26 protein-coding genes are annotated in these 26,143 nt (G+C 63.7%); 3 read left to right on the forward strand and 23 right to left on the reverse strand.

Annotated elements, in window-relative coordinates:
* Window positions 1–57 precede the first annotated feature (57 nt).
* The 21 genes from L21SP4_RS07785 to L21SP4_RS07885 all read right to left on the reverse strand — a co-directional run bounded on the left by L21SP4_RS07785 (window position 58) and on the right by L21SP4_RS07885 (window position 19,545).
* Window positions 58–1,293 (reverse strand): type II secretion system F family protein, encoded by a 1,236-nt coding sequence (locus tag L21SP4_RS07785; protein ID WP_052882124.1) that lies wholly within the window; start codon window positions 1,291–1,293, stop codon window positions 58–60.
* The gene (locus tag L21SP4_RS07790) at window positions 1,293–2,750 is read right to left on the reverse strand and encodes a GspE/PulE family protein (RefSeq protein ID WP_052882125.1); all 1,458 of its coding nucleotides are present in this window, start codon (window positions 2,748–2,750) and stop codon (window positions 1,293–1,295) included. Before L21SP4_RS07790 ends, L21SP4_RS07785 begins: the two co-directional genes overlap by 1 nt.
* Complete coding sequence (locus tag L21SP4_RS07795) at window positions 2,747–3,403, reverse strand: hypothetical protein (protein WP_052882126.1); 657 nt, start codon at window positions 3,401–3,403, stop codon at window positions 2,747–2,749. Before L21SP4_RS07795 ends, L21SP4_RS07790 begins: the two co-directional genes overlap by 4 nt.
* Before the next feature lie 325 nt (window positions 3,404–3,728).
* Window positions 3,729–4,106 carry a GxxExxY protein gene (locus L21SP4_RS07800; protein ID WP_236682490.1) on the reverse strand — a complete coding sequence of 126 codons (378 nt, stop codon included), beginning with the start codon at window positions 4,104–4,106 and terminating at the stop codon, window positions 3,729–3,731.
* Between the two features lie 63 nt (window positions 4,107–4,169).
* Window positions 4,170–5,540 carry a hypothetical protein gene (locus L21SP4_RS07805; RefSeq protein ID WP_052882127.1) on the reverse strand — a complete coding sequence of 457 codons (1,371 nt, stop codon included), beginning with the start codon at window positions 5,538–5,540 and terminating at the stop codon, window positions 4,170–4,172.
* Between the two features lie 123 nt (window positions 5,541–5,663).
* Window positions 5,664–6,896 carry a type II secretion system protein gene (locus L21SP4_RS07810; RefSeq protein ID WP_144413798.1) on the reverse strand — a complete coding sequence of 411 codons (1,233 nt, stop codon included), beginning with the start codon at window positions 6,894–6,896 and terminating at the stop codon, window positions 5,664–5,666.
* A 22-nt stretch (window positions 6,897–6,918) separates the two neighbouring features.
* Entirely contained in the window at window positions 6,919–7,512 is a 594-nt protein-coding gene (locus L21SP4_RS07815) for a type II secretion system protein (RefSeq protein WP_082116628.1), read from the reverse strand.
* Between the two features lie 357 nt (window positions 7,513–7,869).
* A complete protein-coding gene (locus L21SP4_RS07820) occupies window positions 7,870–8,373 on the reverse strand; it encodes a thioredoxin family protein (protein ID WP_052882130.1) in 504 nt (167 codons plus the stop codon).
* A gap of 9 nt (window positions 8,374–8,382) precedes the next feature.
* Window positions 8,383–9,507 (reverse strand): hypothetical protein, encoded by a 1,125-nt coding sequence (locus L21SP4_RS07825; protein WP_144413799.1) that lies wholly within the window; start codon window positions 9,505–9,507, stop codon window positions 8,383–8,385.
* A gap of 77 nt (window positions 9,508–9,584) precedes the next feature.
* Entirely contained in the window at window positions 9,585–10,421 is an 837-nt protein-coding gene (locus tag L21SP4_RS07830; RefSeq protein WP_052882132.1) for a type II secretion system protein, read from the reverse strand.
* 146 nt (window positions 10,422–10,567) lie between these two features.
* Entirely contained in the window at window positions 10,568–11,404 is an 837-nt protein-coding gene (locus L21SP4_RS07835) for a type II secretion system protein (protein ID WP_052882133.1), read from the reverse strand.
* Window positions 11,405–11,718: 314 nt separating this feature from the next.
* Complete coding sequence (locus tag L21SP4_RS07840; RefSeq protein WP_052882134.1) at window positions 11,719–11,958, reverse strand: hypothetical protein; 240 nt, start codon at window positions 11,956–11,958, stop codon at window positions 11,719–11,721.
* A gap of 30 nt (window positions 11,959–11,988) precedes the next feature.
* Window positions 11,989–12,423: a metal-dependent transcriptional regulator gene (locus L21SP4_RS07845; RefSeq protein WP_074041425.1), complete on the reverse strand. Its 435-nt coding sequence runs from the start codon at window positions 12,421–12,423 to the stop codon at window positions 11,989–11,991.
* A gap of 364 nt (window positions 12,424–12,787) precedes the next feature.
* Window positions 12,788–13,957 (reverse strand): DUF2325 domain-containing protein, encoded by a 1,170-nt coding sequence (locus L21SP4_RS07850; protein WP_052882135.1) that lies wholly within the window; start codon window positions 13,955–13,957, stop codon window positions 12,788–12,790.
* Between the two features lie 180 nt (window positions 13,958–14,137).
* A complete protein-coding gene (locus L21SP4_RS07855; RefSeq protein WP_052882136.1) occupies window positions 14,138–14,515 on the reverse strand; it encodes a DUF2023 family protein in 378 nt (125 codons plus the stop codon).
* Window positions 14,515–15,024 (reverse strand): flavodoxin, encoded by a 510-nt coding sequence (locus tag L21SP4_RS07860; RefSeq protein WP_052882137.1) that lies wholly within the window; start codon window positions 15,022–15,024, stop codon window positions 14,515–14,517. Before L21SP4_RS07860 ends, L21SP4_RS07855 begins: the two co-directional genes overlap by 1 nt.
* An 819-nt stretch (window positions 15,025–15,843) precedes the next feature.
* A complete protein-coding gene (locus tag L21SP4_RS07865; RefSeq protein ID WP_052882138.1) occupies window positions 15,844–16,149 on the reverse strand; it encodes a FeoC-like transcriptional regulator in 306 nt (101 codons plus the stop codon).
* A gap of 2 nt (window positions 16,150–16,151) precedes the next feature.
* A complete protein-coding gene (gene feoB, locus L21SP4_RS07870) occupies window positions 16,152–18,482 on the reverse strand; it encodes a Fe(2+) transporter permease subunit FeoB (RefSeq protein ID WP_201774609.1) in 2,331 nt (776 codons plus the stop codon).
* A gap of 60 nt (window positions 18,483–18,542) precedes the next feature.
* Window positions 18,543–18,779 carry a FeoA family protein gene (locus tag L21SP4_RS07875; protein ID WP_052882140.1) on the reverse strand — a complete coding sequence of 79 codons (237 nt, stop codon included), beginning with the start codon at window positions 18,777–18,779 and terminating at the stop codon, window positions 18,543–18,545.
* A complete protein-coding gene (locus tag L21SP4_RS07880) occupies window positions 18,776–19,042 on the reverse strand; it encodes a FeoA family protein (protein ID WP_052882141.1) in 267 nt (88 codons plus the stop codon). Before L21SP4_RS07880 ends, L21SP4_RS07875 begins: the two co-directional genes overlap by 4 nt.
* Window positions 19,039–19,545, reverse strand: coding sequence for a metal-dependent transcriptional regulator (locus tag L21SP4_RS07885; protein ID WP_074041426.1), 507 nt, complete (start codon window positions 19,543–19,545; stop codon window positions 19,039–19,041). The genes L21SP4_RS07880 and L21SP4_RS07885 overlap by 4 nt, the downstream gene beginning before the upstream one ends.
* Window positions 19,546–19,709: 164 nt before the next feature.
* Between L21SP4_RS07885 and L21SP4_RS07890 the strand changes: the two genes are divergently transcribed.
* The 3 genes from L21SP4_RS07890 to L21SP4_RS12945 are packed head-to-tail and all read left to right on the forward strand — an operon-like array spanning window position 19,710 to window position 21,007.
* Window positions 19,710–20,417, forward strand: a complete 708-nt coding sequence (locus tag L21SP4_RS07890) for a hypothetical protein (protein ID WP_052882142.1) — start codon at window positions 19,710–19,712, stop codon at window positions 20,415–20,417.
* Window positions 20,387–20,764, forward strand: a complete 378-nt coding sequence (locus L21SP4_RS07895) for a hypothetical protein (RefSeq protein ID WP_144413801.1) — start codon at window positions 20,387–20,389, stop codon at window positions 20,762–20,764. The genes L21SP4_RS07890 and L21SP4_RS07895 overlap by 31 nt, the downstream gene beginning before the upstream one ends.
* A gap of 42 nt (window positions 20,765–20,806) precedes the next feature.
* Window positions 20,807–21,007 (forward strand): hypothetical protein, encoded by a 201-nt coding sequence (locus L21SP4_RS12945; RefSeq protein WP_160300747.1) that lies wholly within the window; start codon window positions 20,807–20,809, stop codon window positions 21,005–21,007.
* A gap of 2,458 nt (window positions 21,008–23,465) precedes the next feature.
* Here the strand turns inward: L21SP4_RS12945 and L21SP4_RS07900 are convergent.
* Both L21SP4_RS07900 and L21SP4_RS07905 read right to left on the reverse strand, forming a co-directional pair.
* Window positions 23,466–24,200, reverse strand: coding sequence for an MBL fold metallo-hydrolase (locus tag L21SP4_RS07900; protein ID WP_052882144.1), 735 nt, complete (start codon window positions 24,198–24,200; stop codon window positions 23,466–23,468).
* Window positions 24,197–26,131, reverse strand: a complete 1,935-nt coding sequence (locus L21SP4_RS07905; protein WP_052882145.1) for a CHASE2 domain-containing protein — start codon at window positions 26,129–26,131, stop codon at window positions 24,197–24,199. Before L21SP4_RS07905 ends, L21SP4_RS07900 begins: the two co-directional genes overlap by 4 nt.
* Window positions 26,132–26,143: the final 12 nt, after the last annotated feature.

The following is a 26,143-nucleotide window of genomic DNA, read 5'->3' on the forward strand; positions in this document are numbered from 1 at the left end:
CGTCTTCTCCAATCACTATTGACCAATCACCAATGACTAATGACCAATGACCATGTCCTACCTCGCCGCCCGCGTGGCCGTCAGCACGGCCAGGTAGAACCCGAAATATACGAGCCCGACAAAGCCCCCCACCACAACGAATACGGCGGGTTCGACCAGTTTACTGAGCAACGTCACACGGCGGGTGAGCTGATCCTCCGAAAATCGGCCGACCTCCAGCAGACTCTCGTCCATGTGGCCGCCTTCCTCGCTGACGCTGACCAGCGTGTGCGCCATCGGCGTGAGCCGGTACAACTCCGTGGCCTCGATGCTCTTGCTCAAACTGGAACCGTCGCGCAGCATCGCGCGCACGCGCTCGAACTGCGCCGCGTAAATCCAATTGCTCATCGTGCCCCGCACGAGATCCACGGCCGCCAGCACGTCGAGGCCGCTGCCCAGCAGCGAACCCATCGTGGAACACCACATCGCGTTGGCATGGAAGCGCAACACACCGCCCAGCAGCGGAACCCGCAGCGCGATCGCGTCCACCCATTCGCCGGAACGCGCCGTGCGCCGCAAGGCCACCACAAGCACGACCAGCACCACCGGGGCGAGCAGGACATACAACCCGTACTCGGTCAGGAAACCGTCAAGCGCAATGACCATGCGCGTGGGCAGCGGCAATTCGACGCCTTTACGGCTGGATTCGATGAACTTCATCACCGCCGGAAAGACCTTGCGCACCATGAACGCGCCAATACCCATGGCCGCCACGAGCACGACGGTGGGATAGCTGAACGCCTGTAGAATCTGCTCGCGGGTCTTGCGCGCGCGCTCCTTGAGCCCCGCCGCATGCACGGCCATGGTGTCGAGCGTGCCGTTGGCCTCGCCCACGCCCAGCAAACCGATGGTCACCCGGTCGATCCCCGGCAGATTCTCGGCCAGGGCCTTGCTGAACGACTTGCCTTCGCGAATGCGTTCCGCCGTGTGCCGCAGCGCCTTTTGCATGGGCGGCGGGGCCGTGCGCGCCAGGGCGGTCAGCGCCGTGAGGATCGGCACGCCGGAACGCAGGAGCGAGCCGAGTTGCCGCAACACCAGCTCGACGCTGCTGGATCGGATCGTGATGCGGTCCAGCAGCCGTTCCAGGAACTTCGATTTCCCCGAACCCGTATGGCCGGCCGGCGCCGGGGCCAGCGACAGCACGCTGGCGCCGTCGGCCCGCAGGCGTTCGGCCGCTTCGCGTTCCGATGCCGCCTCCAGCGTGCCTTCACGCCGTATGCCGCCCTGCAAAACGATGTAGCGGAATCCAGGCATCAGACGTCAACCTCCCCGACGAACGTCACCCGCCGCACTTCCTCCGGCGTGGTGAGCCCGGCCGCCACCTTGTCCGCCCCGTCCTGCGCCAGGGTCGGCAGCTTGCGCTGCTCGAATGCGAAATCGGCCATGCTATCCTCCGATGCATCGGCCACGACCAGGTCGCGCAGCGCGCGGTCCACGGGCGTCATTTCGTAGAGCCCGAGACGCCCCGCGTACCCGAGCTGGCCGCAGAACGCGCAACCGCGCGCGCGGGCAACCTGCGGCGGCGCGGCCGGATTCCAGCCGAACTCGGCGCATTGCGCTTCGGTTGCGGGCTCGCGAACGACGCAATGCGGACAGGGGCGCCGGACGAGCCGCTGGGCCACCACCAGCCGCAGGGTCGAGGCCGCCAGTTCCCGCGACACGCCGAGATTCAGCAGGCGCGTGATCACGGACACCGACGTGTTGGCGTGCAGCGTCGCCAGCACGATGTGCCCGGTAAGCGCGCTCTTGACCGCGATGTCCGCCGTTTCCGGGTCGCGGATTTCGCCGATCATGACGATATCCGGGTCATGCCGCAGCACGCTGCGCAGCGCCTTGGCGAACGACACCCGCTCGCCGTCGATCTGAATCTGGTTCACGCCTTTGAGCGGGATTTCGACCGGGTTCTCGATGGTCAGGATATGCTGCGTGCCCGGTTCGCGCAGATGGCGCAGCGCGGCGTACAGCGTCGTGGTCTTGCCGCTGCCGGTCGGCCCGGACAGCAGAATCACGCCGTAGGCCTGTTCCAGCGCGGCGCGCATCATGCCGTAGTGCATCTCGCTCATGCCGAGCGCGTCCAGCCGGTCCAGCTCTTCCGATACGGCCGCCGTGGCCAGGATGCGCAGCGTGACCTTCTCGCCGTGCGTCGTGGGAATCACCGCCACGCGCATGGCAATGGACTCGCCCAGGCTGTCCATCACGATCTGGCCGTCCTGGGGCGCGCGCCGTTCGGAAATGTCCAACCGCGCCGCCACCTTCACCGCCGAGATCAAATCCGCCATGAAGGCGGGGGGATATTCGCTCACGACGCGCATCATGCCGTCCACGCGCATGCGCGCCACGCCCATGCCTTCTTCGGGATCGAGATGGATGTCCGAACAGTGAATCTGGATCGCCCGGTTGACCAGCCGCTCCAGCGCGGCCAGCGCCGTCGGCGTCTCGTCGCCGGCCGCTCCGGCATAGTATCGCTCGATCGCGCGGGCAACCGCTTCCGGGCGCGAGGCGGTCACCGTCCGAACGCGCATGCCCAGCCGGCTTTCGAGTTCCATGACGCCGATGGGATCGTCGGGATTGGCCTGCGCCACGGTCAGCGTCTCGCCCTCCAGCGCCACCGGCAGCAGCCCGTAGCGCCGGGCCAGCCGCGCCGGGACCCGCGCAAGGGCCGCCTCCGCAATGGCGACCTTGGAGAGATCGACTGTCTGTTGCCCGCTCATGCGCCGCCCCCTCCGTACAGATGGAGCACGAGCGTGAAGCGCAGCACCAGCGGCGGCGCGGTGGCGCCGCCGAACCCGTCGCTCTCCCTCAACAGTCCGATCGAGACATCGCGCAGTTCCCACAGGAGCGGCTCGCGGCGCGCCTCGTCGAGAAACCCGTAGATCGCGCCGAACCGCCCCGCCAGCTCGTACGCCGAGGCCACCGTCGGGACCGGAGCGTCGCCGGGGCTCTCCACCGCCGTATTCTTCAACACATGCAGACCGTGCCGGCCCGCGAGCGCCAGCAGCGCGGCATTCGCGTCCGCCTTGCCGGCGTCCAGCCGGTAGGCGCTGGTCTTTTCGACCTCCGCCAGCTCGGCGGCGCGGTCCTGGAGACTGCGTTGCAGGTTTTCGGCGCGCAGTTCTTCCTCCTGGATCTCCGGGTCGTCCGCCGGCGCGGGCACAGTCACGGGCACGCCCTTATCGGCCAGGGTCTTGCGCTCCGCGGCCAACTCGCGGTCCAGCGGGTCGAGGACTTTCGTCCGGGCGGCGATTACCACGCCCATGGCGAGCACGATGCCGATGATGATTCGGTGAAACGCCGTGAAGCGTTGCCAGAACGTCAGAAACTCGCGTTTCCACTGGCGCAGTGCGCGCCTTAATGCCCGCATCATGATGCCACTCCTGTTGGCTGAAAAGAACTCACCACGGAGGCACGGAGGCACGGAGCCGACGCGCTGGGAATAGGCTGATTGTTCAAAGCTTCAGCAATGAACTCAGTGTCTCCGTGTCTCTGTGGTGAATTTGACGACGGGAGAGGGGGACTCACCACGGAGGCACGGAGGCACGGAGCCGACGCGCTGGGAATAGGCTGATTGTTCAAAGCTTCAGCAATGAACTCAGTGTCTCCGTGTCTCTGTGGTGAACTTGACGACGGGAGAGGGGGACTCACCACGGAGGCACGGAGGCACGGAGAAGAGAAGACAAGAGAGGAGATTTTCATAGAACCATCCGTTTGATGCCATGCTTGAGCACGGGAACATTGAAATTGATAAGCAACCCGACTCTGCATCCGGTCAGCTTCATGTAGGTGAGCAATTGCGCTTCGTGAATGGGCTCCAGTTCCTTGACGGCCTTCAGTTCCACAACCACTTTCCCGTGCACGACGAGGTCCAGGCGCAAGTCCTCGCCGACTCGCTCACCCTTGTACAGCAGGGGCAATCTCACCTGGGTCTCGGACGCTACGCTGCGAAGGCGCAACTCGTGGCATAGGCTTCTTTCGTAAATCTCCTCGTACAGACCGGGACCCCAGTGCTTGTGCACCTCGATGGCCGCCCCGATGATCTGCTCCGTCAGCTCTGCTTCCACCATGCCCATTCCATCTCCTCTTCCGCGCCCCCAAACACTGCTCCGTGCCTCCGTGTCTCCGTGGTGAGTTCTTCATTCCGGCACCACCGTATAGCGGAAGCGCTGCGCGTATTGGCCTTCGATCGTTTCCAAGCCGCCGAACTCGCGGCGCAGCCCCTCGCGCCGCCCCATCTCGCGCAGCGCCGCGTCGAGCTGGGTCAGTCCGTCCTGCCAGCGGGTGAGGCCCACGATTTCGAATCCGCCGCCCTCGCGCTGTTTGACCGATCCCAGGCACGAATAGGCCGGCATGTGCTGGGCCAGCGTCTCCAAGAGTGGCAGCAGTCCGTGCGGCAGACAGCGCCGCCCGGCCAGCATCTCCTTCTTCGTCACGATCGCGGTCTGGCGCTTCCGCAGCGCTTCGCTCTCGCCCGCCGCCTTCTTCCGCGCGCTCTCCAGCGTCTCCCACGCCTTGAGGTTGGCCTGCGCGCGGCACAGGTCGTGGTGCAGGGTCTGCCGCCGCCATCCCACCCAGACCAGCGAGAAGGCCAGAATGATGAAGAGCAGCACCGTCCCGTGCCGGTGCGGATCGCGCGGACGCGGCGGAAGCCCGATCCACGGACAGGCGTCTTCCACGCCACCGACGCGCCCGCCCGCAGTCCCGCGCAACGCCGCTTCCTCAAGCTCCGGCAGCGCGAGGTACTCGACATCCGCGCACGAGCCGATGTAGGGCGCAATTCGGCCTTGAAGCTGTTCGACCTCGCCCGGCAACACAACCGTCATGGGCACGGCATCGTGTACACTCAAGCGCTCCCGTGCGCGCTCCGCGCGTTCGCGCGCCGTCGGGTCCGATGCCGCGTCCAGCCCCAGCGGGATCGTCGCCGTCATGAACGGCTGGGGATCGTTGGCCGGCACGGCGTAGAAGCTCGTACGCTCGCGAACGATGAGCAGCCGCCGGTTCGGCGCGCGATGCGCATGCGCGGCCAGTATTGCCAGTTCGAGCGACCCCGCGCCCTCGAACGCCACGCCCTCGCTTTCCGCGTCCGCCACGAAGCGATTCAGCCGTTCGATCTCGAACGACGCGGCCAGCAGCGCCTTGCGGTCGCCGCCCATCTCGTAAAGATGCGCCCGCGCCGCCGCCAGCCGATGCCCGGCCGCTTCCAGTCCCGCCTCGCCCTGCGCCTCGTAAGCCAGCGCGGTCTGCAATTCCTCGTCCGAGGCGTCCTCCGGCAATTCCGCCAGAAGCGCATGCACATCACCCGACAGCAGCACGCGCAAGCGCTTTGCCCGGGATTGGGCAATGAAATCCAGAATGGTCTTCGGCAACCCGCGCCCGGCGCGCGACGCCTCCTCCGCGCGATCGACGCACGTCCATTCGCCATGCCCGCGTTTCAGGGCATACGCCCGCCACGCCAGCCCGTCATGGACGGCGACCACCAGCGATTTGCTCTGTCCGGGTAATCTCATGGCTGTTCTGACCTGTTATTCATGCTCACCACGGAGACACGGAGGCACGGAGGAGAGATGAAGGGGATTCTCTCTGTGCCTCTGTGTCTCCGTGGTTGTTCTCTCTTCAACGGCATCATCATGCTACGGCTCCCTTTGGAGTTGCTCCGCTAGATAGAGGGTGATGAAGTTCGCGCCGGGCCGGATCTCAACGGATTGGGCTCCCGAATGCCACGCGTTATTCGTTGTGCCGCCGCCTGCGTTGAACCCGTACGCAAAGACCTGCCTGATCCCCGGAAACAGGTTCGAGAACACAACCGGGGTTCCTGCCGTGAGCGATTTTGACAGAGGCCCCGTTGTATTGGGAACGGCCAGGAGGACGTTTCCAGCAGTCAGAAACTCGTGCTGGGGCAATGCATACCAGTTTGTACCGGTCACGGACGGAGGTTCATTGCTGTTCGTCGACATACAGACATAGACATCCGCGTTGGTGCTGCACAGGTCGCCCGGAAAGTAGTTTGTGGTGGACGACCAGAGGGATGGCGCATTCGTGTTGGGGCTCATCCATGCGCAGAGAGCGAGTCGTGGGTTCCTGTGCAGAGCACGTACCTCCACCCGTAGCCAGCAGTTCGAAACGCTCGCAAAGGAGTATTCCACGTCATTGGTCAGCCAACCCGCACGGTCTTTCACTCTCGCCACGAGCTGTGTTCCGTTGATCAACTCGATCGGCTCGCCGAATCCGTCGTAGAAATTGGTGTCCGAAGCAACCACATAGGGTCCGGCCCAGCCCGCGTGTAAACCGGCAGTAATGGGCGCATAGCCAGGCACATCGAAACTATACGAAAGGTGCTGGAACGTGTTGGTGCTGGTAACGAGTTCACCCAGCGAATTCGGCAACCTCCCCATGTCGCGGACGAAGCGGCCGGCTTCCACGCCGTTGCCGACGACGGCTTCGCGGATCAGGCGCATGCGCGTGACCGTTTCGTCGTAGCGGCCCCGGTTGGCGAGATCGCTGGCGCCAACCAGCATCATGCTCGCCAGGCCGGCCATCAGGGCCAGGACGACCACCAGCTCGATCAGCGTCATGCCCGCGCGCGGGTCTGACGCCGGTGCAGCATCGGCGGAAAGCGGACGCTCACCACGGAGGCCACGCCTCCGGCGTGGTAAACACGGACCTTGCCACGCCAGGGGCGTGGGCACGGAGAAGCGTTTGCTATTCCTCGCCCTCTGCGGCACTCCGTGCCTCGGTGTCTCCGTGGTGAGTTCTTTGGAAAGCGGACGCTCACCACGGAGGCACGGAAACACGGAGAAGACTCTGCGCTTCCGCTCTCTCTGCGGCCCTCCGTGCCTCGGTGTCTCTGTGGTGAGTTCTTTCATATCTTCTGCCCCTCCAACCGGATTACTCGTCGAACGTCAGTTGCCGTTTCAGCTCTTCGCGTTTCTCGGCGTTGAACCTCCCGCTGTTCGTGCTGGGGTACAGAAACAGGTTCGTGAATCCGGCGGACGGATAGTCGTTGCTCACCACCACCTCATACGGATCCCCATACGGGTCGAGCAATGCGCGGTAGCCGGCAGCGTTGGTTCCTTCGGACACGGCATAGGGTCCGCGCCAGCCGCGGTTCTTCGCCAAGTCCCACTCTTCATAGCTAAAGAGCGAAGGTGAATTGGTGTCCGTTTGCGTCAGGAGCGGCGCGAGATCGACGGCGGCCCAGTCCGCCATGTTGGTTGGCCCTCCCGTAGCGAACTCGCAATGGTTGTAGAACCGGATGAACGTGCGCTGGATGTCGTACATCTCGCTCTGCACGACGGATTCCATCGATTTCTCCTTGTCGACTTTGAGCAAGGGGAGCATCAGGGAGGCCAGCGCGCCCAGCAGCCCGATCACGATCAACAGCTCGATCAGCGTGAAGCCGGAAGAGGCGCTTCGCGCCGTCATTGGCGATTGGTCATTCGTCATTCGTGAAGAGCCCAGTGCGTTTCGTGTCTTGTTCATGGTCTTGCCTCCATTGTTGCAACGCTGTTCTTTCTGCTTTTGCCATCCGCGCGATGCACGCGGGACAGGGATTGCCCGTCAGGCAGCCCGTGCAGCGACCGCCTCCGTCGCACCGATGGTCGTGGTGATCGCGGTGATCGTCGTCCGGCGCTTTCCCGTCGGGCTCGCGCTCGCTATCGTATCTCTCTGCTATCATGAGTTTCTCCAAACCTGGATTTCACCACAGAGGCACGGAGGCACAGAGTTCAATCTCTGCTCCGTGTCTCCGCGCCTCCGTGGTGAATCTTCTCTTCAGTTGTTCTGTAGGACCTCTGGCAGTCCCTTCCAATGACTAATGACCAATGACTAATGACCAGTTCAATGATGCTCATGTCCGTGTCCATGGTGATCGTCCGTGTGGATGAAGGCGGCCGCCGCGATGTGAGGCCGCAGCCATTCCTTCAAAGCGTTGTCGTCCTGGTAGCCCAAGCGTCGATCAGTGGACTTGCCGCCGACATAGAGGCGCGTGTCCGGTATGGCCTCCACACCGCTTTCGCGGGCGAGAGCCCTGTGAGTGTCCGTGTCGACCAACACAACACGCATGGTGCCCGGCAAGGCGTCGGCCAGGCGATGCAGATTCGGCTTCAACGCCCGGCAATGGCCACATGCTTCGCCCCCATAGCTCACCAATACAAGGGGCGTACCGGTCAGCAGATCGTCCAGATTCGCGTCTTCGGCCAGCTCCACGACGTGCGCACTGGGAACCACCTCGCGCGCGGCCTTCTGCCGGTGCAACTGCACAACGACGATCACCGCGAAGGCGACCGCCGTGATCACGAGGATGCGGACGGCGCGGAACAGGATGCTTTTCTTCGTTGTCATTTCATCAACTCACAAACTCTCAGGCTTTTCCGGGCCGCCATTCAGGATCATGAAATAACTGTAGTCTTTCCGGGCATGGCGCCCCAGGAGGTCTTTGACGAGTCCCTGCCGAATCTGGCTCATCTCGTCCTTTGGAAGCGTTCCGGGGTTCGTTTTCCCTTCGAAGAAACGTTGCAAACGGGCCTTGGTGTCGTCATCGTAGGTGAAAACGATTCGCTTCCCGTCAGATAGCCGTTCGGCGAAAAAGACCATCGCCTTCGGCGAGGGGCCCAGAACGCCACGCTCGCGGGAAAGCCGACGGCCTAGAATCAGTTCAAACGCATCCCAGATGCCCCCCATCTTTCCTTTGCATTCGATGCGCAGATCGTCCATCAGCGGCACTTCGTCGCCGTACAGCTCGCGAATGGCGAAATCCATGGCCAGGAATCCGCTCAGTGCGCCAGGGCAAAGCCCCGCCTGAGGCAGTTCGAAATCCACCCTCTTGCCGGCCTTGACCTTTTCCTCTGCCACGGCCACGAGGGCGCCCATTTTACTCTGGGCATGGTACTGCAGGCATTGCATCAGGGAGGTGGTTCGCACCATACCGAGGACGTTCCTGACCGATACCGTCTTGTCCGCCAGCAACCGTTTAATCTCCTCCGTGAAATGCGCCTTCAACGGAAGCGTCCATTGCGGATGCAAAATCAGATCAGAACTTTCGGACGCAGTTTCACCGAATTTGGCGTCCGCGGCACCGGCCGGGATAATCGGGCTTGCCAGAGCGGACAACTCGGGCGCGGACTCACCGGCCTTCAGCACGATCCCATCGCGTTCAACGGAATGTCCCGGTTCATCGTCGACAAAGCGGACCACATAGGGCTCCATCATCTTCGGGCACTGCAGTGCGCCTTCCGCGTTCAACGAACCCTTCCACAGGACTTCGCCATTGGTCTTTGATTTCAACAGTATCGGCGCGCCCGCCCCCGATTCGCCGTCCGAAAAGCCTACGGTGACCGTGAACGTTCCATTCTCGTGGTCCTCGATCATCATCAGCGGCTTGTGGGCGTACGCTGTCGCGGCCAGCATGGCCAGAAGCAGCAACGGCAGGCCTCGGCGAAGTATTCCCTTGCCCGTGTTTTTGTATGGTTTCAGCACCTTAGTCTCCATTCTTTCAAGTGGTTGAGCGAGCGGGGCGGCCCGCGGCGGCCGCCCCGCCAACGCCTTTGGTTTATCTATGGGTTCAGCGGCTTTCCGCACATTACTCCGATCAGTTTCGCGGGCTGGATCCCGTCCGTATCGTCGTCGTCCACCAGGAAGTGCGCGGTGTAGTAGGCGAAGTTGACCTCATTGCCGCCTTCGGCATCCTCCGTCGGCACGGGCGCCTGGCCCTCCATGGAGATACCGAGTTCGACGTTGCCCTTGGTCCAGTCGGTATTGTCACCGCTGCCGGCCTGCCAGTCGATGGTGGGCGTTACCCAGCAGGGAATGATGACCCCGTCACTGGCCCCGCCGTTCATGTCCGTGACCCACTCGTCCAGCGCACGTCCTTCGAACGTGATCTTGCCCTTGCCGGTACTTCCGACGTGCGGCGTGAAGTGCTTGTGCAGCCACTGCTCGCCGTCGGGATTGCAGGACATAACCACATAGTCGCCAACCGCCAGCGTTCGGGAATTGAAGCCGCTGTCATAGCAGAGGCTGGTAATTCCGGCCGCATTCAGCGAGGCGACCATGTTCGTGGTCAACGGCTGAATCGATGCTGGCTTCGGCCCGCCCCCGTTGCTGATGTTGAACGCCATGGACTTCTGCATGCCGGGCATGCGTCCGCCGCTGGCCGCATTCGTCAGACCACTGTGCATGTCGTTGGGATATTTGCCCGTGATCTCTTCGTACTGGTACAGCGTGCGGATCGTGCCCGCCTTGTTGTACTGGCTCACATCCATCATGGACTCCCGCCGATCGGCCGTGAGCTTAGGCAGGACGAGAGCGACCAGCGCGCCCATCAACCCGATCACGATCAACAGTTCAATGAGCGTGAACCCGCTTTTCTTGTTTCGCTTCTTCGTATTCATTCTGTTCTTTCCTCTGTTTACCGATGACCAATGACCAATGACCAATCACTAATGACCCATGACGCGCCGCAGGCGCAAATGACCAATGACCAATCAGGAGAGGCGCCGGGGGCGTGGAAGCCCCCGGCGCCGGGTTTGGGTTTACGTTACGGATTCAGCACGCCGCATTCAGGGCATGAGGTGCCGATCAGTCGGGCCGCTACTGCTGGAGCCTCGTCGTAGACCTTGAAGTAGGCCATGTAGTAGGCGAACTCCACCTCTTCGCCGCTGGCCGCGGAGACCGGAATCGGGCACTGGCCTTCGAGGCTGATGCCGTAATTGACCGCACCCTTGGTCCAGTCGAGGTTGTCGCCGGCACCGCCCGACCAGTCAATCGTCGGCGTGATCCAGAGGCACACCACTGTGCCATTTGTCGTATCCCAGCCAGGCGTACCGGTGGCGGTTTCCCAATCCGCGACAGTGACGCCGTCGAACTGGTACTGCGCCGGCGTATCATCCAGCCAGTTGGTCGTGCATCGCGCAACGTGAACGCCGGCAGCCAAGTTTGTGACTTGATAGCCAGTACCATAGGCAACCGTGTCGATACCCGCCGCGTTCAGCGAGGCCACTTCGTTCGTCGATAGCCCATAGCGGGTCGAGTCGATCTGACCGATCATGTTGGTATGCTGCGCTTCCGGCAGCCCTTTAATAGCTGACGCCGTCGAACCCGTGCCATCCAGCCCGTTGTGCATGCCGTCGGGGTACTTGCCGAACATGTCCGCGTACTGATTCAGCACGCGGACCGTTCCGGCCTGGTTGTAGTCGCAAACGTCGCCCATGGCTTCTTCCCGATCCGCCGTGAGCTTGGGCAGGACGAGAGCGACCAGCGCGCCCATCAGCCCGATCACGATCAACAGCTCGATCAAGGTGAAACCACCCTGACCCTTCTTCGTCTTTTTCGTACTCATTCTGTTCTCTTCCTTCATCTTTCTCGGCACCATCATGGCGCCTTCGTTCTTGTGGACGGCTCCCGCTCGGTCAGCCCGCCCGATATGTCTTGCGAGTTCAATGGCGCGGGAACCGCTCCCGCAACCGATGTCTCACTCGATACGCAGCTCCTTTCCGGTCATGGCCGCCCCGCGCCTCGCGGGGCCGGCCTTCCACCGGCGTTCGTTTTCGCCTGTATTCTTCAACCCTGGCGGGCGCCACGCCCGCTCTGTATTACATCCTTGAGATTCACCACGGAGACACGGAGGCACGGAGAGAAATGCAGAGCTTCTCTCCTGTTCTCCGTGCCTCCGTGTCTCCGTGGTAGGTCTCATTTTCTCCCCGGCCCGGTTTCTTTGCGCGGCGACTCGTGGCACGGGCATTCCTCGCCCGTGGGGCAATCGCACGGCACGACGAAGCGGTACTGCTTGCCGCACTTGATCAGCACTTCCTTCTCGTGCTTGCGCAGAAAACGGATCTCGATGCTCATGTCGCCGTATCCGCTGTGCGCGAACAACATGCGATAGAGTTCCTCGATCCGCGCCAGCACGGCGTCATGCGACGATGGCATGGGCTCCCACTCCTTTCCTGCAAATCAAAGTCATGCGTCGCCCCCTGATCCACCAGGCTCGCGCATGGGCGTTCCGTTCTTGTCATTGGCCGCGACGAACTCGAGCAGCCGGTCCGTGACCTGCTTGGAGACCCCGTGCTCCAGACGGCAGGCCGTGGCATCGGCTTCTTCCTCCTCAACACCCAGCGTACCGGTGAGGAATGCCTTCCATGCCCCGTGCCGCCGCGCCACGCACCCAGCGACCTGCTCGCCTTCGGGCGTCAGCGTGACGTAGCCATACGATTCGTGTTCCACCAACCCCCGCTTCTGGAGCGCATGCAGCGCGCCGGAGACCGAGGACCGGCTGACGTTCAGCCGGGCCGCGATGTCCTTGGACCGCGCGACCGAACGCTCCCGCGTCAAGGCGAAGATGGCCTCCAGGTAGTCCTCCTGACTGCCGCTCACGCTGTTATTCGTTTCCTGCATCGCCAATCCAATCTCCCGATGACCTTCCCGAAGGCGCTAGGCGCCGCCGCGCGAGTTCGTCGTTGCACACAGAGTGCGGCTAGGCGAACTCGCGGGGCCAAAAAAAGGCGCGTGCGCCGACCAGCATCTTTTCCGCCTTTCATGTTCGTCGCGCCAAACATAATACGCCCCGCCACACTACGTCAACAACTTTTTTTCACCTTTTTTCGACCGCTGCGTTTGCGTCATTGGTCATTGGCCATTGGTCATTTGCGGGCTTCGCCCACAGTCATCAGTCATTGGCAGCCAACGGAAAGCAATGACCCGCAACCAATGACTAATGACCATTGACTACTGACCAATGACCAATGACTAATGACCTCCCCTACGCCGCCCCCATCAGCACCGCTTCCAGCGCCGTCGGACTCGTCTCTCGCAGAGCCATGAATTGTCTTCCCGTCTTCTTGCACAGTCCCTTTACGACCTTCAGTGCGGAGTGGCTGTTGACGCGGGTGATGAAGATCACCAGGTCCGCCTGACACACCGCCGTCCTCAACCTGTGACAGCCGCCTTGACAGTCGCCGTTATGGAAGAGGAACTGGCCGCCCATGGCTTCGACCACGCGGCGGTAATGCGGCTCCAAGCGATCCAGACCACCGATTACCGCAACGTGCATGGCATCGAGCGGACAGGGATCTGCTCCCGAGGCGGCGCAATGGGCCAGTTCGGTTTCGCAGGCTGGAACGGCGCATGGCGGCGGCGGCTCCTCGCCGAACGTGGGCGCGCCGGACTTGTCGGACAAGTCCAACAGATCGGACTCGGCCGGTGCTCCCGCAGACGTCATGACCGCAGGTTGCTGCCGCACTTCCTCCAACTCATGCTCCAGAATGCGGATGCGCCTGAGCAGTGCCGCCTCGCGGTCCGGTTGCGCCTCCAGTTCGGCGATGCGCTGCTCGTGACGGCGGCAAGCGGCCTTGAGATCGTCCGATTCGCGCTCAGTTTGCCGGAGTCGCTCCCGGAGCGCGTCGGCCGCCGCCTTCTGCTTCGCCAAACTTGCCCGCGCCTTGTTCTCCGCCATCTCCGCGGCTTTCGCCTGTTCCGCTTCCCGCAGCGATTCCAGAGAGCGTTGACGGGAATCGCGGAAAGCACCGTAGGCGATCTGGTGAACAAGATACACGCCCAGGTGTTGGAACGACTCGCGGGGATCGGTGAGCAACGCCCACATGATTCCTGCCGGCGTCTGCTTGATCCAGTCTTCGAGCTGCGCCAGGATCCGATCCTCCGATCCCTCCTCCGTAGCCCTGACGATTTGGATGATCCGCGTGTACCGTTCGTTGAGGAGTTTGGTCAGGCGCTTCGGCAGCAGGCCGCCTTGCTCGTGACAGGCCTTGTGCAGCAGGTAGAAGCCGAAAGACGAATCAACACGCTTGCCCTGCTTGGAGAGATTGAACTTGCGGCAGAGCTTGCCCACGTTCTTTGCATCCAGAGCGAAGCCGAGGACCGTGCAGATGGCAATACAGTCCAGCGACCAGATGTGTTGATTGTCGTTGCTCATGCGATCAGCCCAACGCGGCCTGCGGCCGCTGGACCGCAGCCCAAGAAATATCCTCGAATCCGCGAAGACTCACCACGGAGGCACAGAGGCACAGAAAACTCGCCTCCGCCCACCGCGCGTTCTCCGTGTCTCTGTGTCTCCGTGGTTCAACTGTTTCTACATCCTGCGCTCTCGCGTGGGTCATGCGATCATCCTTTCCACGAATGGGGCTTCCTGGGGCGTACTCCGTGGCGGTTCGCCGCCGGCGCGCGCCCGCTGGAGATAGCGGTCGCACTGCTTGATGCGGTCGTAGCCCAGCATGATCCCGAGCATGAAGTCATGTTCGGGGCTCAGGCTGGAGAGATTTTCGCAACCGATCCGCCGCACCACATCTACGCAAGCCGCATTGCCGAAGAACACGTTCACGCGGGTCTGTCCGACCGGGCAGACGAGGTAGTCAATGCCGCATTTCCGCAGCTTTGCTTCCATGAACTGGCGTTGTTCGGCAGCCCCGGTGAAAAGCACCAGATTGCGCAGTCCCTTCCTGTATTCGTAGATGTGGTGCAGGAAGACCTTCATCAGCTCATCCCCAGTTCCTGCTTGAGTTGCGTGACCCAGGCCGCGATCCGCGCGTCCGTCTGGCCGGCTTGGTTGTCGTCGTCGAGGACCAGCCCGACGAACTGGCCGTCGACGACGGCTCGCGATTCGCTGAACTCGTATCCGTCCGTGGCGCATGCGCCCACGACGGTCCCTCCGGCCGCAATGGCCGCGTCGTAGAGGTCGCGCATGCCGTCAACGAAGCTGTCGCCGAATCCGTTCTGATCGCCGAGGCCGAAGACGGCAACCTTCTTGCCGGCGAGGCGCGCGCCCTTGAGCGCGTCGAGCGCGCCCACCCAATCGTCCTGCAAATCGCCGACGCCCCATGTTGACGTGCCGAGAACCAGTACGTCCGGCTCGCTGAACGCGTTAGCGTCCGCGCCGCTGACATCGCGCGCCTCTGCTCCATCGCCCAGGGCGGCCGCGATCGCTTTGGCAGCACTACCTGTGTTGCCGGTCGTGGATCCATAGAACACCGTGATCTTCTTCATCTCTGACTTCCTTTCTCGCTAGCTAGTTATTTGTCATTGGTCATTAGTCATTCGTGCATCCATCTGACGAACAGGCTTTTTCCAACGTGGGTGGCTGATTGACTCAAATGACGGATGAACGGACGGGGAGCTTCACCACGGAGGCACGGAGACACAGAGAAGACTCCTCCGTTCCGTGCTCTCTTCCGGCCCAACCGTTGCGCGGATTTGCCACGGGGCGCGGTGGATCCTTGGGGCGGAAGTCTGTTTCCCATCTGCCGCACGCCGTGGCAAATCCGCGCAACACACGGCGGGGAGGCGGCAGAGGAAGCTCCGCTGGCCCGCTCCCATCCGGAACTCCGTGCCTCCGTGTCTCCGTGGTGAATCCTCGCATCGCTTGAGTCAATCAGCCACCCAGATTCCCCATTGCAAGAGGCGCTCCGTTCCGCCGCCGCCGCGAGTTTGCCGCCGCACATAGAGTGCGGCCAGACAAACTCATGGGGCCAAAAAACACGCCTGCGCCGTACCATGTCCTTTCCGCCTTTCATGTTCGTCGCGCCAAACATAATACGCCCCGCCGCACTCCGTCAAACGTTTTTTTCACTATCGTTCCATACGGGAAAGCGACACTCACCACGGAGGCACGGAAGCACGGAGAAGGCGCCGATCCTCCGTGCCCTCTTCCGGTTCAACCGTTGCGCGGAAAATACGCGCACCACTCGCCAGGGAGGAAAGGGGATAACCCGCAGTCTCTCTCCTGCCCGACACTCCGTGACTCTGTGCCTCCGTGGTGAGTTCTTGCGGCCCGTGATCGGGTTCTGGAGCCAGCGCCGCAGCCGGTTATCCAGGCCGCCGGCCCGCCTGACCGGGCAAACCCGCCCAGCCCGGTTGTTCGACTTGATCCTTTTCGCCGCGTTTTTCCGCATTCCCATTTAGCTCGTAGATGAGCATGTCTTCACGGCAGGCCGAGGTGCAGCCCGCGCAGGGCTTGGCGCAACCGCCCGCGACCAGGCGGATCTGCCCCTTATCCACCAGCGTCTCCAGCATCTTCTCCAGCGCGCCGGCGTCCATGTCGAAGTGTCGGGCCAACTCACGCAGGGTCAACCTGCCGTGTTTCGCCAAGAGCTGTTTTGTTTCCCTCAGCACGGCTATGCCTCCACGGTCAGGGTCCGCGCCCGGGCGCGCAGACCGGCGTACAGGGCGGCCAGTGATGTCAGGCATGCGGCAATCCAGCCCGCCGAAGCCCCCGGGTGTTGCGAGAAGGTCGCACACTGATAGAACAACGTTCCGGCAACCCACGCCAGCAGCGTGAGGTAACCCACCGAGAAGGCCGCCCAGTTGAGATTGGTCTCGCGGTAGATCGCCGCGATGGCGGCCACGCAGGGCGCGTAGATCAGGATGAACAACAGGTAGGCGATGGCCCCGGCCTTGCCGTCGAAGTACTTCGCCATCGCCGTCACGGTGCCCGACTCGATCTCCATCTCCTCGGCCACGGCTTTCGTATCGCTCAAGTCGTCGTCGATCCCGACCCCCAGCGGGTCGGCCAGACCTTCGCCGAAACCCTCGAACCCGGCCGGGATGGCCGCGAAGGCAGCGGCGATACCGCCCCAGAAGTCGAATGCCTCTTCGGCTTCGGCTTCCTCGCCGGCCGCGGCGGCCTCGGCGGCGGCCTCCTGCTCGGCCATGGCCGAGTAGAGCGTGTCCAGCGTTCCCACGACCGCCTCCTTGGCGAAGAGCCCGGTGAAAAGCCCCACGGCGCCCGGCCAGTTCTCCTCGGTCAGCCCCATCGGGCGAAAAACGACGCCGACCTTCTTGCTCACCGCGCTCAGGGCCGAGTTCTCGGAATCCTCGTTGCCGAAGCTGCCGTCGGTCCCGATCGAGTTCAGGAAGCTCAGCGCCACGACCACAACGATGATGACGCGTCCCGCCCGAAGCATGAAGCTCTTCAGCCGGTTCCACGTGTGGAACAGGATGCCGCGGAAGGTCGGCATGTGGTAGGGCGGCAATTCCATCACGAAGGTCGAGGTTTCGCCGTGCAGAATGGTCCGCTTGAAGAGCAACCCGGTCAGCACGGCCAGCACGATCCCGGTGAAATACAGCCCGAAGAGGACGGTTCCGCCGTGACGTGGGAAGAACGCCGCGACGAAGAGCGTGTAGACGGGCAGTCGCGCCCCGCACGACATGAAGGGATTCATCATGATCGTCAGGATGCGGTCGCGGTTGTTCTCGAGTGTTCGGGTTGCCATGATGGCCGGCACGTTGCAGCCGAAGCCGACCAGCATCGGGATGAACGCCTTGCCCGGCAGCCCCACGGCGCGCAGCAGGCGGTCCATGGCGAAGGCCGCGCGCGCCATGTACCCCGAATCCTCCAGGAAAGCGAGGCACAGAAAGATGAAGAAGATCGGGGGAATGAACGTCGCCACGGTCTGGATGCCCCCGCCGATCCCGCCGGCCAGCAGCGCAATCAACCACTCGGGGGTCTTCATTGCGCCCAGCAGATGTCCGAATCCGTCCACGAAGATCGTGCCGCAGAGCCCATCGAAGAAGTCAATGAACGGCCCGCCGAGGTTGATCGTGGCCACGAAGACCAGATACATGACCGCCAGGAAGATCGGAATGCCGGCCACGCGGTTGAGCACCACGCGGTCGATCGCGTCGGACACCGTGCGGCGCACTTCGCTGTCGCGGCGCACCACGTCGCGCACCAGGCCATGGATGAACCCGTAGCGGCCGTCGGAGATCACGATATCGAGGTCTTCGCCCGTGTGTTTCTCGACGCGCGCGGTCTCGTCCGCGACCATGCGCTCGACCCCGGCGTCTTTCACCATGCCGAGCGCCAGCTCGTCCTGCTCGAAGGTCTTGATGGACAGCCAGCGAGCGTTGACGCCCCGTTGCGCGGCTACCGGCCGCACCTTGTCCTCCAGCGCGGCAAGCGATTTCTCCAGCTCCGCGTCATACGCGACGTGCGCCGCCGAGACCTGTTTCGTCCGCGCCGCCTCGACGATCGCCGCGCGCAGCTCGGGAAGCCCCGTGCCCTTCGAGGCCACGATCGGGACCACCGGACACCCCAGATGCCGGGCCAGGTGCGCGGTCTCGATGTGGATGCGCCGCTTCTTGGCGATGTCCACCATGTTGAGCGCCACCAGCACCGGCACGCGCATCTCCAGGAGCTGCGTGGTCAGATAGAGGTTGCGCTCGAGGTTGGACGCGTCAACGATGTTGACGACCACATCGGGCGTATCCATCAGGATGTGCTTGCGGGCGATGGACTCGTCGATGGAATAAGCGGAAAACGAGTAGATTCCCGGCAAATCCGTCACCTCGACGCGGGTGTCGCCTTCCATGTAGTGGCCATCAATACGTTCGACGGTGACGCCGGGCCAGTTGCCGACATGCTGCCGCGAGCCGGTCAAGGCGTTTAACAACGTCGTCTTGCCGCAGTTCGGATTGCCGGCGATCGCTATCCTTAGCTTATCCACATCATGACTCCCTCTGGCCGGGTCATTGGTCATTGGTCATTGGTCATTCGTGCCGCATGACTAATGCCCAATGACCACTTCGACGTCCACGACGTCGGCTTCCGCCTTGCGCAGCGTCAGGTTGGACCCGTTGATCTCCACCTCGACGGGATCTCCCATCGGGGCCTTGCGCACAAGTTTGAATTCCACGCCCTTGCGCAGGCCCATTCGCAGCAGCTTGTGCCGGTAGGCCTTGTCCGTGCCCGTAAACGCCGTCACCTTTCCCGTCTGCCCGGGCTGCATATCCCTGATCTTCATCGTTCGTCACCCCGTCGCTTGACGATGACTTTCTGCGCCATGCCATGTCCGAGCGCGATACGCGTATCGCCGACCGCCAGAACCATGCGGCCATCGTCCCCGCCGATGAGCACGTCCGCTTTGCACCCGATGTACAGCCCCATGCTGCTGATCCTCTCCTGGAACCCCGCCCCGCCGCGCAACGCCAATACGGTCAGGCGGGCGCCGTCCTCGGCCTCGGCGAGGGGGAAGCTCTTGCCCGCGCGGTCTTGTGCGCTGTTCATTCCGATTTTGCATCCGCATGGGAGCCACACCGCTTGCAGGGCTCCTCGTTCTGCGCGTGACGCTCGCAGCGGTAGCCGAAGTCCTTCACCCACTCGACGTGCGCCGCCTCGGGGCAGGTCTTCACGAACTCGGCGAAATCCACGAAGCGATCCACGATTTGGTTGGATATCCCGTGCTCCATGTTGCAAGCCGCCTCGTCGGCCGCCACCTCATCGATGGACAGTACGTTCACCATGAAGTCCCGCAGCGCCTCGTGTCGTCTCCGAACGCGCTGGGCGATGTCGGCCCCCTCCTTCGTGAGCGTCACATAACCATAGCGCTCATGGTTCACCAGCCCCCGGTCCCGTAGCGTCTGCAACATACCGGTCACGGAGGATCGGTTCACACTGAGGCGCTCCGAGATGTCTTTCGACCGCGCCACCGTATGCTCCTGGATGAGGAGAAAAATCGTCTCCAGGTAATTCTCGATGCTAATACTCAACGCTTCCGTCATGGCGGCCATCTTCCGATCTCATTCCTTTCTGGAGTTCGCGCCGCCAAACATATTACGCCCGAGCGCACTTGTCAACAGCCATTTTCTGATTCTTTTCCGGGGCACAATTCTGAGTTGCGTTCAACGAAACGTGTTTGCCTTGGCAAACATAATCGCGTATAAGGCAAGACCTTATGGACATGGATCTGAAGCAACTGACAACGCTGTATCTGTTCGCGTGTTGGCACGTGATCTTGCCGGGACACGGCAAGACACTGTTGGTCGCCGTCTGTATCTCCGGCGGGCCGCGCCTGCGGCTGCTGCGGGTCGCGGCAGGCTACAGCCTGTCCCACGGCATCATGATGGGCCTGGCCGCCATGTCCGGGCTCCTGCTTGCCGACCGGCTTGCCCATTTGGCCGGCCGCCATGGCCTGCTGATCAAGAATCTGTACTTGCCCATTCTGTTGCTGGTGGGGCTGCATTTCGCCGTCAAGGCGTGGAAAGGCATGCGACAACGCAACATGAGGCAAGCGCAGGGCCGGAACGAGCCCTGGGAGCACGCTGCGGCCGATGCTCGCCTGGACTTCGCGCACAGGCGACCGTTCCTGACGGGCCTCAGCGTCGGAGTGATCCCGTGCAGCGATGTTCTCGGACTCGTGGCAATCAGCCCGATGCTGGTGAGAGCACACGAGAACCTGCTGGCTGCCGGGACAACGGTATGGCTGGGAGTCACGACCACGGTCATGGCGATTGCCGGGGCGCTCCGACTTCTCCCCACCGACAAGCTGACGAAGAAGATTCCCGACTGGCTGGCGTACGGCGTCGCGGCTCTGATTTGCTTCGCCGTACTGGCGCACAGAGGATGGATGATATGGCGCGACTACGTATTGCTCTACCGATAGGCTTGATGCTCCTTGTCGCCGGCTGCATGCCGCAACAACCGGCCGAGCAGGCCCCGCAAGGCCCAGCCGACGTGAGCATGGCCAAGCACATCACCGCCGCGCATGGCGTGCGCATCGGCGAAGACGAAGCCGCCGATATCCTCGTTGTGGAGACGAACGCGCAAGTGACGGTCAGGTTCAGTCAGGACTTCCTGGGCCGGGTGGAACGCGACTGCCTGATGGTTCTGAGATTCAGCGGTCCCGAGAAGACCTTTGCCAAGCCCGAATACCTCAGTTTTCTGGATCAGCTTCACGCCTATCTCGTCCTCACCCCCATCAGACGCCGAGAAGGCTCAAGGAGGGATTGAGGCGGCGGATTCCCGCAACCTCGCGACACACGGATGGCGGCGATGCCCCGGAACTGCCGTAGCGCCCGCCGCATGGAGGGCCGGAGAAGCGAACTGCGCCACCGGCGCAGAGGCGGCCCGGCGCTTCGCTGGGTAGCCGCCGACCGTTTCGACGGCCAGGAATGCGGAAGCAAGGGCGCTCAGGCAGGGAGGGGCACGGCGGCGCGGAGCCCGGAAGGACAGGCCATGTGGCCGGTGCGGTGAATGAGCGTAGGGCGCGAAGCGCGCTCAGCGAAAGAGCCGGGCCGTGCACTTGGCCGCTTCGGCGTTCAGGCAAGAACCGTATCGGGATAAGGCCCGAGAAACCGCTCTCCGTTGAAGTGGACAACATGGTTGGCATCCTGAAAACGGCGGGTGCAGGAAAGCACTTTTCGAACCGAAGCCCCCACTTCCTTCCGGGCTTCGGGGTGAAAAGTGGCGGATGGAAGAGACCGAAGGTCGGTGAATGTGGTGAACAGAGCGCCCAGCAGCGGGCGTGACACCGTGTCCGCGCGGTGGCGCGACCGGTGCAGCGCGGAGTGAACGCCGTTGCCTGGCGCAGCGTCGGGGTCCGGGTCTGATCTGTGGTGATGGGGGTCTTGTCTGTCTTGGGGTAGATGGGTTTGGATGTTGGTTGTATTGTCAGGACTCGTAGATTCCTACCACGGAGCGCGAAGCGCGACCCCAGCGCAGACAAGCCTGCGCAGGCTGCGCGGCCCGGCGCGCCGTCTCAAAAGAAAAAGGCGCGCCGGGGGCTCTGGCCGCCGGTCCGCCGTAGGCGGATCAAGAGGGCCTTGGCCTTTTGGCGAAATCTGCGGCGACAACCCGGCTTCCGGGATGGCGATGCAGAACAAGGCGCTCTTGAAGGCGGCTCTTGGGGCGACACTTTCGGAGTGACGGTTCTGCGGCGACGGGAGAGAAGCGGCCGACTGGCCGGAATGCTGGGCAACCCCGACCCGAACCCGGCGACGCCGTCTTCGGCGGCGACGGGTGAAGGGCGAACACCAGCCGCGTTTGCCTGAGCGTGCCCCTCCTGGGGCTGCGCCAGTGCATTCGCAGCGGCGATTGCGGTTCTGCGCGGATGACGCCGGCGTCTTCGTCGGCGGCAGCCGACAGACCGCAATGGCCGCGCACAGGCGCAAGCGAAGGGATACGCGGATGGTGTGAGTGCTTGCATCGGGGTTGACCGGCATGGAGGACAGGCGACGCGAACGGACGGCGCAAAGAAACGGCACTCGGAAAGTGGCGGGGGTCTTCTCCCGTTCTGGTAGCGCCAGAAAGCAGACCGGCAGGCTTCCTGATTCCGTGAAGGTAGCCTGACGGTTTGTCGGGGTGTGAACGTGAGCGGCGGAAACAACGGCGGAGCCGTTGGCCGCCGCAATGTCTTTCTTCTCTTCGCGCGCGCCGGGATTGGGATTCGGAGCCTGCTTCGCAGGCCGGAGCCGCCGGGAGGCGGCGACCGACAGGCCCGCCAACGGCGGGCAGTTCGGGAAGCTGGCGGAAGGCGTGATGATGGGAGCGAGAGAAAGAGCGCCGGTCAAAGAGCGTGACGCCAGAGGCCGGACCCGCCTTCGCCGAGCCTCTGGCGAGGCAAGCGAGAGGACGGCCAGACCGCCGACGGCGGCCCAGCCGGAGGCGGAAAGCGCAGCCCCGCCCCAGCGGGGCAAGCACAAGCGGCGCGGCCCAGCGCCGCACCTTGCCGCGCCCGACGTTCAGGAGGGCGCGGAGGAAGGAGCAGTGCGAAGCCGCCTGCCGTTGCCGGTGGACACGCGCTTGACCATCGCGGACACCGACGGCCCGGCAACGGCAGAGTGGCGGAGCCTGCGACTGACGGGACGAGCGGAGGGCTTGGCAGGCCGCGTGCCGTCCGAGTCTTCGAGGACAAGCACGCGGCATGAGCAAGCCCGTAGCGAGGGGGGAAGCGGAGCGGAACGACGGGAGCGGCCAAGCAGGGAGCGTGACGCCTCCGGCGGCACGATCCCTGCCGGACGCGGACGGCGTGGAGCGGAGCGGGGTAGCAGCCGCCGTGACAACGTGACCAACGGGAACGTTGGCGCGGCGGGTGCGGGTAGGGCATCACCGACCACGCCAGGACCGGGGAACGGTTCCTGCGGGGTAGGACAACACCAGCGACGCGACGACCGGGACACGTACCGCGAGCCGCGATAGCGTCGAGCGTGGGGCCGTGTACACGTCCCCACGCTCGACCAGGACAACGACCTTGAAACGCGGTCCCGGTTATGGCCTACTCATCGCCCAGGACGGAGGTTCGCACGAGCGGAAGGAGTCTCCGCCAGCCTGCGCTCCTGCGGAGCTTCGGCCGGCACGCCGGGACGCTCGACTTCTTCCTGTCTTCAGCAGGCTCCCCACAGGCTCTTTCAGCAGCAAACATCCCGACTTCGTGCCCGGCACGACGGCGGAATGTTTGGTGCTGAAAAAGAATCGGATGCTGCGCTGGCGCACGGCGGCGGTGCTCGCCGCGATCTTTGTCGTTATCGGCGCGATCTCCCGGGGCGAGGCCGGGGTCGAGACCCTTTCCGAACTGACGGGTCAGACGCCGGAGACGGCCACGATCACGGTGCTCGCGGCGCTCTTCTACTTCCTGCGGCACCTGCAGCATGCGCCCTGGCCGTCCGCGATCCAAAAACACCGGGGAAGTTGCGGCCGGGACCGTAACCGCGCCTCACACCTGAAACGTCCGGCCTTCGCGGGCGATCTCGATCGGGATGGGTTCGTCGAGCCGCGAGAGAACTTCCTGCCGGTATTCCTCGCCGGACATCTCCACAAAGTGGTTGAGCACCAGCTTGCGCGGCCGGGCCTCGCGGACGAGCTGCGCGGTCAGCGAGGGGCACATATGGCCCCACTCCTCGGCCAGCTCGCGGTGTTCCTCACGAAACGAAGACTCCAGTACGACGAGATCCGCGCCGGCGCAGAATTCCGCGAGAGCCTTCGAGTAGGAGGTGTCTCCGGAGAAGACCGCTGAACGGCCGCCGTCCTCAATCCGGTAGGCATAGGTGAGCTTGGGGTGGTTGGTCACCACGGCCGACAGCGATGCGCCCATCCACATCTCCGGCACCTCCGAGGTCTGGTCGTAGCTCTCGATCGCGCCGAGTTCGGAAAAGACCATGTAGTCGCGGATCGATTCGGGGGCGACGAACGTACAGCGGCTCGAGCCCGTCTCGCCTGCGGCGTGCATGGAGATGCGGCCGATGATGTAGCTGCCCAGCATGGCGATGTGGTCGGGGTGGAGGTGGGTGATCAGCACGTGGTCGACTTCATGGATCAACGAGGCATCGTCGAAGATCCGCGGCGACCCGAGGTCGACGAAAAAACGTCCACCGGACACCTCGACCAGCGCGCAGTTCATCTGGTCCTCGCGCGGATACACCCCGCGCACGCCGTAAAACGTTATATTCATAGTGCTGGATTGCCGTTGCTGATTTCCGCTTTCCGGCCGCCGGGCTGCGGGCTCACTAACTCATAAATCTCCACCGGTTCGCTCCGGCCCCGCACGGTGACCCGGTCTATGAACCGGGTCTCCAGCACGCGGGACACGCGCCGATTGGTCTCCTCGCCGATGATAATACGGGTTCCGTATTTTTTATTCAACGGTTCGTATCTCGACGCCTGGTTTACCGCGTCGCCGAGCACGGTGTACTCGAAATGGGTTTCCGACCCCATGTTGCCGGCGACGACCGGACCGGTATTGATACCCATACGCACATGCCAGTCGATCCCGTAATCACGGCGGAATTCGTCGCGCAGTTCGTCGATCACGCCCTGCTGCCGCAGGGCCGACTCGCAGGCGCGCAGGGCGTGATCGGGCGTGGCGTACGGGACGTTCCACACCGCCATCATTGCATCGCCCTCGAATTTATCGACGTAGCCGCCCGATTCGGTGACGACTTCGGTGGCGCGGGTGAAGTAGCGGTTGAGGATTTCGGCGACCTGTTCCGGTTCGAGCGATTCGGCGATCGACGTGAAATTCGCGGCGTCCGAAAAGAACACGGTGGCCTCCGTGCGCACGCCCTGCAGGGACAGGTTTTCGGGGTGTTCGTCGAGGTAGCGCAACACCGACTCGGAGACCATGCGCCCGAACATGGAGCGCAGCCGCCGGCGCTCGACTTCCTCGTTGCGGTAGCGGACGACGAAGACGGCGGCAAACAGCAGCGCCCAGGTCGAGATCATCGGGGCGGGATGGGCGATCATTCCGAACCGGGTGAGCAGCACCCAGGCCGCGACAGTCACGGCCGGGAAGACCGCGACCACGAGCAGAACAGCCCAGCGCATCCGCCAGCGCGCGACGGGAATCAGCCAGAGCAGCCCCAGGAGGGCGGTGGCCGCAGCCGTGGTTCTGCGCCCCCCCGGAAGCGGGAATACGCCGTCGCCGGCGAGAAGGTTGTCGAGCACGTTGGCGTGGACCTCGACCCCGGGTATCTCCCCGCGTACCGGCGTGGCTACGCGGTCGAAAAGCCCCGCCGCGCTGCTGCCGATCAGGACGATCCGACCCTCGAGCATCTCATTCGGCAGTTCACCCGCCAGCAGGCGTTCCACCGGGACGGTCGGCGGGGGAACGGAGCGGAAAAAGACGCCGACCACACCCTCCCGGTCGGTGGGAAAAAAAGCGGAACCGAGCCGAATCCCGCGCAGGCGGCCGGTATCCCCGCGACTCTCCAGCACCCCGTTCGGCGCGTCGAACGCGACGCGCAGCATCTCGAGAGTCAGAGCGGGATAAAGGCGCTGCCCGCGATCCGCGGCCAGCAGCGGCACGCGCCGCAACACCCCGTCTTCTCCGGAAAAGGCGTTGACGAATCCCACCCCGGCGGCCTTACCGACCAGGGAAGGCACCGGGTAACGGACCAGCGGAGCGTGCGGGACGGGTTCGACCCGGGCCCCGCCCCTCAGGACGTAGCGCCCCACGTACCCCTCGGGGAGAGAGGCTTCCGCTCCCGGCGGCGGCGCGAAATCCAGAAAACAGCCCAGTACGTGCCGCCCCCCCGCCAGGGCCTCGTGCAGTTCACGCGGACTTCCGGACGTGTCCTCCTTGCGTTCCTCGTCGAGAAACAGCACGTCCCACCCCACCGCCGCCGCACCGGCGGCGTTCAACCGATCCGCCAGCCTGGCCAGCCGGGTGCGCGGCCAGGGCCACTGCCCGTACTTCCCGAGCGCCTCTTCGTCGATGTCCACGACCACGACACCACCGGTCCACTCCGGGCGGGCCGTCAGCCGGAAAAGCAGGTCGCACCCGAGGCGGTCCCACGCCCGGAGCGCGGCCGGGTTCCAGATCATGACCGCCAGTCCGATCCCCAGAGCCGCCAGGCCGGCCCACCATGGACGTATGCGTCTCACTCGCTGGCTCCG

Source organism: Kiritimatiella glycovorans, from assembly GCF_001017655.1.
Taxonomy (GTDB): Bacteria; Verrucomicrobiota; Kiritimatiellia; order Kiritimatiellales; family Kiritimatiellaceae; genus Kiritimatiella; species Kiritimatiella glycovorans.